This window comes from Rhodococcus sp. BS-15, from assembly GCF_000813105.1.
Classification (GTDB): domain Bacteria; phylum Actinomycetota; class Actinomycetes; order Mycobacteriales; family Mycobacteriaceae; genus Rhodococcoides.
Genome location: NZ_BAOX01000283.1, coordinates 1 through 6,187, shown reverse-complemented (window position 1 = coordinate 6,187; position 6,187 = coordinate 1). Strand labels below are relative to the sequence as shown.

Here is a 6,187-nt window from a genome sequence, read left to right as displayed (position 1 = left end):
TGTGGTTCTCGCCGATCGGCTGGTCGGCGCAGGTGCGGCCGTTCGCCGACGAGAGGTGGTGGCCGATGCTGATGTCACTGGCCGTCGCGGCGATGTTCCTCACCGCTGCGCTCGCTGCTGCCGAGCGTCGCGATCTCGGTAGTGGACTGTTGGCCGAACGCCGTGGCCGAGCAACGGCGGACCGGTCACTGGCCGGGCCAGTTGCGCTCGCCTGGCGACTGACTCGCGGCGCGACCGTGGGTTGGACCGTCGCATCGCCCTTTTCGGCATCGCCATCGGTTCGTCCGCCCACGGCATCGGTGGGCAGCTCGGCAGCAGTGCCGTCATCAGCGACGCACTGGAGAAGTTCGGTGGCAGCACCATCGAACAATCGTTCATCGCCGCCGTACTGAGCATCGTGGGCGTCGTCGTAGCGGCATACTCGGTCTCGGCCGTGCTGCGGCTGCACAGCGAGGAGGAGGCGGGGCTGGCCGAGATCGTGCTGTCCACCGGCGTCTCGCGCCTGCGGTGGCTGGCAGGTCACCTCCTGTTCGCCGTCCTCGGTCCAGCGCGGCTGCTGCTGGTCGTCGGCCTCACCATCGGCCTGACGTACGGGTCGGCCACCGGCGATATCGCAGGAGAACTGCCGTCCGTCCTGCTCGGCGCACTGGGTCAGCTGCCGGCCGTGTGGGTGGTGACGGCCATCGGCGTGGCCCTGTTCGGTGCTGTTCCTCGATTCGCGACCGTCCTGTGGGCCGTTCTGGGCGGCTTCGTTGCCCTCGGCCAGGTCGGGTCGGTGGTGGGCCTGCCGCAGCCGTGGCTCGATCTCTCGCCCTTCACTCACGTTCCGCGATTGCCGGGAGCAGAACTCGCCCTCGCGCCGATCGGGTGGCTCGTCGTGGTCGCCGTCGTCGTCGGTATAGGAGGTTTCACAGCGTTCCGACGAAGAGGCATCCGAGCGTGACGTCGGTCGGATAGCATCAGCGGTGGTCGATTTGTCCGGCCCGGTCCAACATGGTGGCGTCCTGTCGGGTCCGTGATCTCTGAGCCGAACGCGCATGGAGGTTACGTGCAATCGACATTCCTGCGCACGTGGTGGAACCAACCGCACAGCTACGAGTCGGTGGTGAGCTACCTCGGATTGCACGGTGCGCTCGCACCGTATCGCCTCGCTGCTTCTCTGAGCACGTTCCTGTACGGACTCGGCGCAGCCGCTTTGCTGTTGCTCACCGACGCCCCGCCGACCTCTGCGATCGGTCGGTCGATCTTCGTCGTTGCGATCGTGTCGACGCTGCTGGTCGGTGTCGCCTGGTTGAAGGGTCCGTGGCCGTCGAAGCGGGTGTCCCTGATGTTCGCCGCGTACTCGGACATCGGAGTAACGCTGATTCTGTTGTCCTACGGATCGCCTCAGACCGTCTTCTTGGCCCTCGCGATGCTCGCAGCCAACAGCGTCTACGTCCAGCTCTTCCACAGTCCGAGGGTCATGGCGCTGCATCTGCTGTGGGCCGCAACCGCCGTGACGCTGTTCTTCGTGCTGATCTTGCTCTCGCCCGACGCCGATCACGGTCTGGCCATCGCGCAACTCGTGGTGCTCGTCCCCATCACGTTCATGGGCCCCACCTTCTTCCAGTACCTGCTCCTCAAACTGCAGGTCCAGGCGCAGGCGGCCAACTTCGACCCGCTCACTCAGGTGCGCAACCGAAGAGGGCTCGACGAGGCACTACCGGTGTATTTCCTCGGTGCGGCCGATGTCTCGGTGATGGTCGTCGACGTGGACCGTTTCAAGTCGATCAACGACAGATTCGGTCACCACCAGGGGGACGCGGCTCTGCAGCTCATCGCACGTCGGTTGACGACGGACGGTGTGCTGGTTGCGCGGGTGGGCGGTGAGGAATTCGCGGTGGTGACCAAATCGGCCGAGAACGAGGCCCTCGCTCTGGCCGAAAAGTATCGCTGTGCCGCGTATTCCGCGGACGACTCCGCACCCCTGACGGTGAGCATAGGCGTCGCACACTGCACGTATCCGATCTCCGAAGACATCGGTTTCGACGTCGTCGAGCTCACCACGGCTGCTGCTGCGACGAGCCGACGCGGCGATGTACGAAGCCAAGCAGCAGGGCGGCAATCAGGTGGTCGTGGCGGGCTCGACGCCCCGAAGTGATTGGACTCCGTCGGGCACCGAGACGTGAGTGCGGCGACTCAGTTCGGAGTCGAGTCGTCGAACCTGTTCTCGATGTTCTGCTGAAATTCGTCGGCACATTGCTGTTGCGCCGCTGTGTCGCTGCCTGCTCTGTAGACGCACTCGGTGAAGTCCTGGCCACCACCTGCGTTGAACAGACCGACGCCGACGACGACGAGAACGATGGACAGCGCTGCGGCCACGAAACCGAGAATGATCGCGAAGAGTGACACGGTGCCGTTGGTGGCGGTGCGCTTCTTGTACCTGGACCGTCCGACGAAGCCGAGCACGATGGCGATCAGGCCGAGCAGAATTCCGCCGACGATGATCCAGGAGAACCACGAGCTCCCGTGATCAACGTGTCATCGAACACCGATGTCAACCGCCGAGTCGCGAATGCATCTCCCAGATCAGTACCTCGGCCGGCTCGGTAGCGGTGATACGTTGTCCACCAGTCGAACTCATGCGGACGGCGTCACCCTCCCAGAGCTCGCCCACTCCCTCGAGCGTGACGGTTCCGCGCGCGACGAACAGGTGCACGAACGGGGCGTCGGGCACCGTCACCGAGGTTCCGGGCAACAACCGTGCCGCGTGCAGCGCTGCCGACTTCTGGCCTATGGTGATCGCAGCCTGACCACGATGCTTGTCCATCCCCGACGCGACGGTGACCAACCCGCCTCGCAGTAATTCGTCGCCGATCTCGAGCTGCTCGTATCCGGGCGTGGCACCGGGACTGTCCGGAATCACCCACATCTGCACGAAGCGAACGGGTTCGGTGTGCCTGTTGCCGTCGATGCTCCAGGAGTCGTTCTTCTCGGAGTGCATGATGCCCTTGCCTGCGGTCATGCGTTGCGCGAGGCCGGGATGGATGATTCCGGAGTGTCCGATGGAATCCTGATGCACCAGCGAACCCTGCATCACCCACGTGACGATCTCCATGTCGCGATGCGGATGTGTCTCGAAACCCTGACCGGCAGTGACGATGTCGTCGTTGTTGACCAGCAACAGTCCGTGATGGGTGTTGTCGGGGTCGTAGTGCTGGCCGAAGGAGAACGAATGTTTCGAGTCCAGCCAGGACACACGGGTTTTCGATCGATCACCGGCGCGGTGTACGTCGATGTGGGCGGTCAGTGGAGCGGACATGTGACCACTCTACGAGCATGTCTGTGCACCGGCGTACGACCTGCATAACGTTCGGGTGTCTTTGCGGTCGGTGTGTGAGCCTCGCCGGGAGTGGGTAGGTTTTGCTGCGTACGGTCACAAGCTCCGCAAACTCCCCCGAAGGCGGCGAGAGATTCTCATGGTCGGTTCCAGCTCGAGTGTGGCACGCACGGTCGAAACCCAGCTCGAGGATGCTCTGGCGGCGTGGTTGCCAGGTCAACGGTGGTTCGGCGCAAAGGGATCGACGGTCGGTGCGGTGCGGATCGTCGCGCGCGACGTGCTTCGGGACGAGCCACATTTCGCGGCCGAGCATCTGCTGGTGGAGGTGCAGTTGACGCAGGACGGTGCGGCCGTCACACAGACCTACCAGGTGCCCCTCGGTTTCCGGACCGAACTGACCGACGACCTCCGACCGTGGATACTGCCCGTGGCAGGCGAGGTGGCGGTGTTCGACGCTTTGCGCGACCCCGAGATCATCGGCCTGTACGGGGATGCACTTGCCGCCGGAAAGGCCACTGGCGGTATCGAATTCAAGATCGTCGACGGTTCGAGTGTGCCGAGCGGTCTGCGCGGTCGGGTTCTGGGGGCCGAGCAGTCCAACACATCGGTGATTCTCGGTGATCTGCTGTTGCTCAAGCTGTTTCGTCAGGTGCCGCCGGGCATCAGCCCCGATGTGGAACTGCATCGCGCGCTGGCCGAGGCGGGGGAGCGTCAACGTCGCGCCGCTTCGGGGCTGGCTCGAAGCCGAAGTCGACGGTGAACCCACCACGCTCGGCATGGCCCAGGATTTCGCCGCGAACTCCGCCGAGGGCTGGACTGCGGCGCTGGCCAGCGTGCAAGAGGTGTTCGATTCTCCGCAGACGCCGATCGAAGAATTGCCCGCCGATTTCGCCCCGGACGCGCATCGAATCGGAGCAGCTGTGGCGCAGGTGCACCACGACCTGGCATCGCAGCTCGGTACCGCCGAACGGTCGGTGGAATCGACCGCCGTCGAGGAGATCCTTGCCCGTATCTCGGGAGTGGCGCGGGTGGTGCCGGAGATCGCGCAGTACATCCCGGCGGCGACCGCTCTGATCTCGCGGGCGGAGGCGTCGAACAGCACCACGGTGCAGCGCATCCACGGCGATCTGCATCTGGGGCAGGTGCTGGGCACTCCCGAACGGTGGCTGCTCATCGATTTCGAGGGTGAGCCGGCAAAGACCCTGGCCGAGCGTCGGCAGATGGACAGCGCTCTGCGTGACGTGGCGGGAATGCTGCGCTCGTTCGACTACGCCGCCAACCACCTGCTGGTCGATCTGCCCGAGGATCTGTCAGCGCGAGAGCGAGCCGAGAAGTGGGCGGCCCGCAGCATCGCGGCATTCTTCGACGGATACGCCTCGGTGGCCGGGCACGATCCCCGCGATGAGTCCGACCTGTTGCGCGCATACGAGCTGGACAAAGCCGTGTACGAAGTTCTGTACGAGGCACGCAACCGGCCCACCTGGCTGTCGTTGCCGATGCGGGCCGTGGCGCGCCTGGTGAGCTGACCCTGTAGTTACGACCCAGGGGTGCGGGAGTGGAGCCTGCAGTAACGACCCAGGGGTGCACGTCGACCGGCCTGTCTACGACAAGTACCGTATTGCCTGACACGGGAGGCAGGACATGAACGGTATCTTGGCAATTTTCGGCATCGCGGTGGTCGTCATCACCATCGTCGTAGTGGTCGTGCTCGTTGCGGTGTTGTTCGTCGCATCGATCAAGCCCGACAGTCTCAACATCGACCTGGACCGTAAGAAGCGCGCTCGGGAAGAAAGTTCCACGAAGGCCTGAGACTTCCGTCACGTCCGAGACCGATTCGTTCGCGGGCGGAGTTGTATCGAGTCGAAGCGCCGACCGACGCTTCCGGTTCTACAACTGGAGTCCTCGTGAGCACTTCCCTGAAAGTTCCGGCTGCGTCCGGGTCGCCGGGTTGTGCGCCTCGCATCAGGTCGCGGATGCTCGGGGAGTCGGTGCTCGCTCAGTTCACGCGCTTCGTGATCGTCGGGGTATCGAGCAACGGTGTGTACGCCCTGTTGTTCGTCGCTCTCGCTTCCCTCGGATCGTTCACTGCCAACCTCGCAGGTGTGGCCGCAAGTACCGTCCTTGCCAACGAGCTGCACCGTCGTCACACCTTCCATGCAGCCGGTCGTGTCGGTTGGTTCCAGACGCAATGGGAAGCCGGGGGACTGGCACTGATCGGTTTGGGCCTGAGTACCGCATCACTGGCCGCCGTGCACATCCTGTTCCGGGCAGCGGCGACGTATCTCCAGGTTCTCGTCGTCATCGCTGTGAGTGGCATCTTCGGAGCCGCCCGGTTCCTCGCTCTTCGTGGCTGGGTGTTCCGCGCACCGAACTTCTCCGGCCTCGAACCTGCCCAGAAATGACCTGTGACGTCGCACCACGCGGTGTCGGCGTCGGTTGCTACCTCTAACAGAATCTGGGCAAGGCTCCACCTGATGCGCATCGATCGTCCTAGGCTTGCGAGCTGACGTCAACGCGAGGAGGCATCTCGATGGCCAGGGATCTGACACAGCTCGAGCTTCTGCAAGAGCTGGTGCCCACTGCCGAGGACAATGTGAACCGTCACATTTCGATGGCGCGGGAGTGGCACCCTCACGACTACGTTCCGTGGGACGAAGGTCGTAACTTCGCCGCACTCGGCGGCCAGGACTACGACCCGGAGCAGTCCAAGCTCTCCGACGTCGCCCAGGCCGCGATGATCACCAACCTGCTCACCGAGGACAACCTGCCATCCTACCACCGTGAGATCGCCGAGAACTTCTCCCAGGACGGTGCCTGGGGAACCTGGGTCGGTCGCTGGACCGCCGAAGAGAACCGCCACGGCATCGT

General features: G+C 64.2%; 7 protein-coding genes and 1 pseudogene. 6 read left to right on the top strand and 2 right to left on the bottom strand.

Annotated elements, in window-relative coordinates:
* The first annotated feature begins 241 nt into the window (after positions 1-241).
* A complete protein-coding gene (locus RHBS_RS22730; RefSeq protein WP_128646480.1) occupies positions 242-943 on the top strand; it encodes a hypothetical protein in 702 nt (233 codons plus the stop codon).
* Between the two features lie 105 nt (positions 944-1,048).
* Positions 1,049-2,140 carry a GGDEF domain-containing protein gene (locus RHBS_RS22725; RefSeq protein WP_237669590.1) on the top strand — a complete coding sequence of 364 codons (1,092 nt, stop codon included), beginning with the start codon at positions 1,049-1,051 and terminating at the stop codon, positions 2,138-2,140.
* Positions 2,141-2,178: 38 nt separating this feature from the next.
* On the opposite strand, the gene RHBS_RS22720 is transcribed toward RHBS_RS22725, so the two are convergent.
* Positions 2,179-2,448, bottom strand: coding sequence for a DUF4190 domain-containing protein (locus RHBS_RS22720; RefSeq protein ID WP_237669588.1), 270 nt, complete (start codon positions 2,446-2,448; stop codon positions 2,179-2,181).
* A gap of 88 nt (positions 2,449-2,536) precedes the next feature.
* Positions 2,537-3,301: a pirin-like bicupin family protein gene (locus tag RHBS_RS22715; RefSeq protein WP_121871361.1), complete on the bottom strand. Its 765-nt coding sequence runs from the start codon at positions 3,299-3,301 to the stop codon at positions 2,537-2,539.
* A gap of 157 nt (positions 3,302-3,458) precedes the next feature.
* On the opposite strand from RHBS_RS22715, the pseudogene RHBS_RS22710 reads away from it, so the two are divergent.
* The 4 genes and pseudogenes from RHBS_RS22710 to RHBS_RS22700 all read left to right on the top strand — a co-directional run.
* Positions 3,459-4,845: pseudogene (locus RHBS_RS22710) on the top strand (hypothetical protein).
* A 115-nt stretch (positions 4,846-4,960) separates the two neighbouring features.
* Positions 4,961-5,128, top strand: a complete 168-nt coding sequence (locus RHBS_RS29225; protein ID WP_170945796.1) for a hypothetical protein — start codon at positions 4,961-4,963, stop codon at positions 5,126-5,128.
* A gap of 95 nt (positions 5,129-5,223) precedes the next feature.
* Complete coding sequence (locus RHBS_RS22705; RefSeq protein WP_183130291.1) at positions 5,224-5,721, top strand: GtrA family protein; 498 nt, start codon at positions 5,224-5,226, stop codon at positions 5,719-5,721.
* A 128-nt stretch (positions 5,722-5,849) separates the two neighbouring features.
* The coding region (locus tag RHBS_RS22700) for an acyl-ACP desaturase (protein ID WP_187298571.1) at positions 5,850-6,187 on the top strand (338 nt) is incomplete at its 3' end.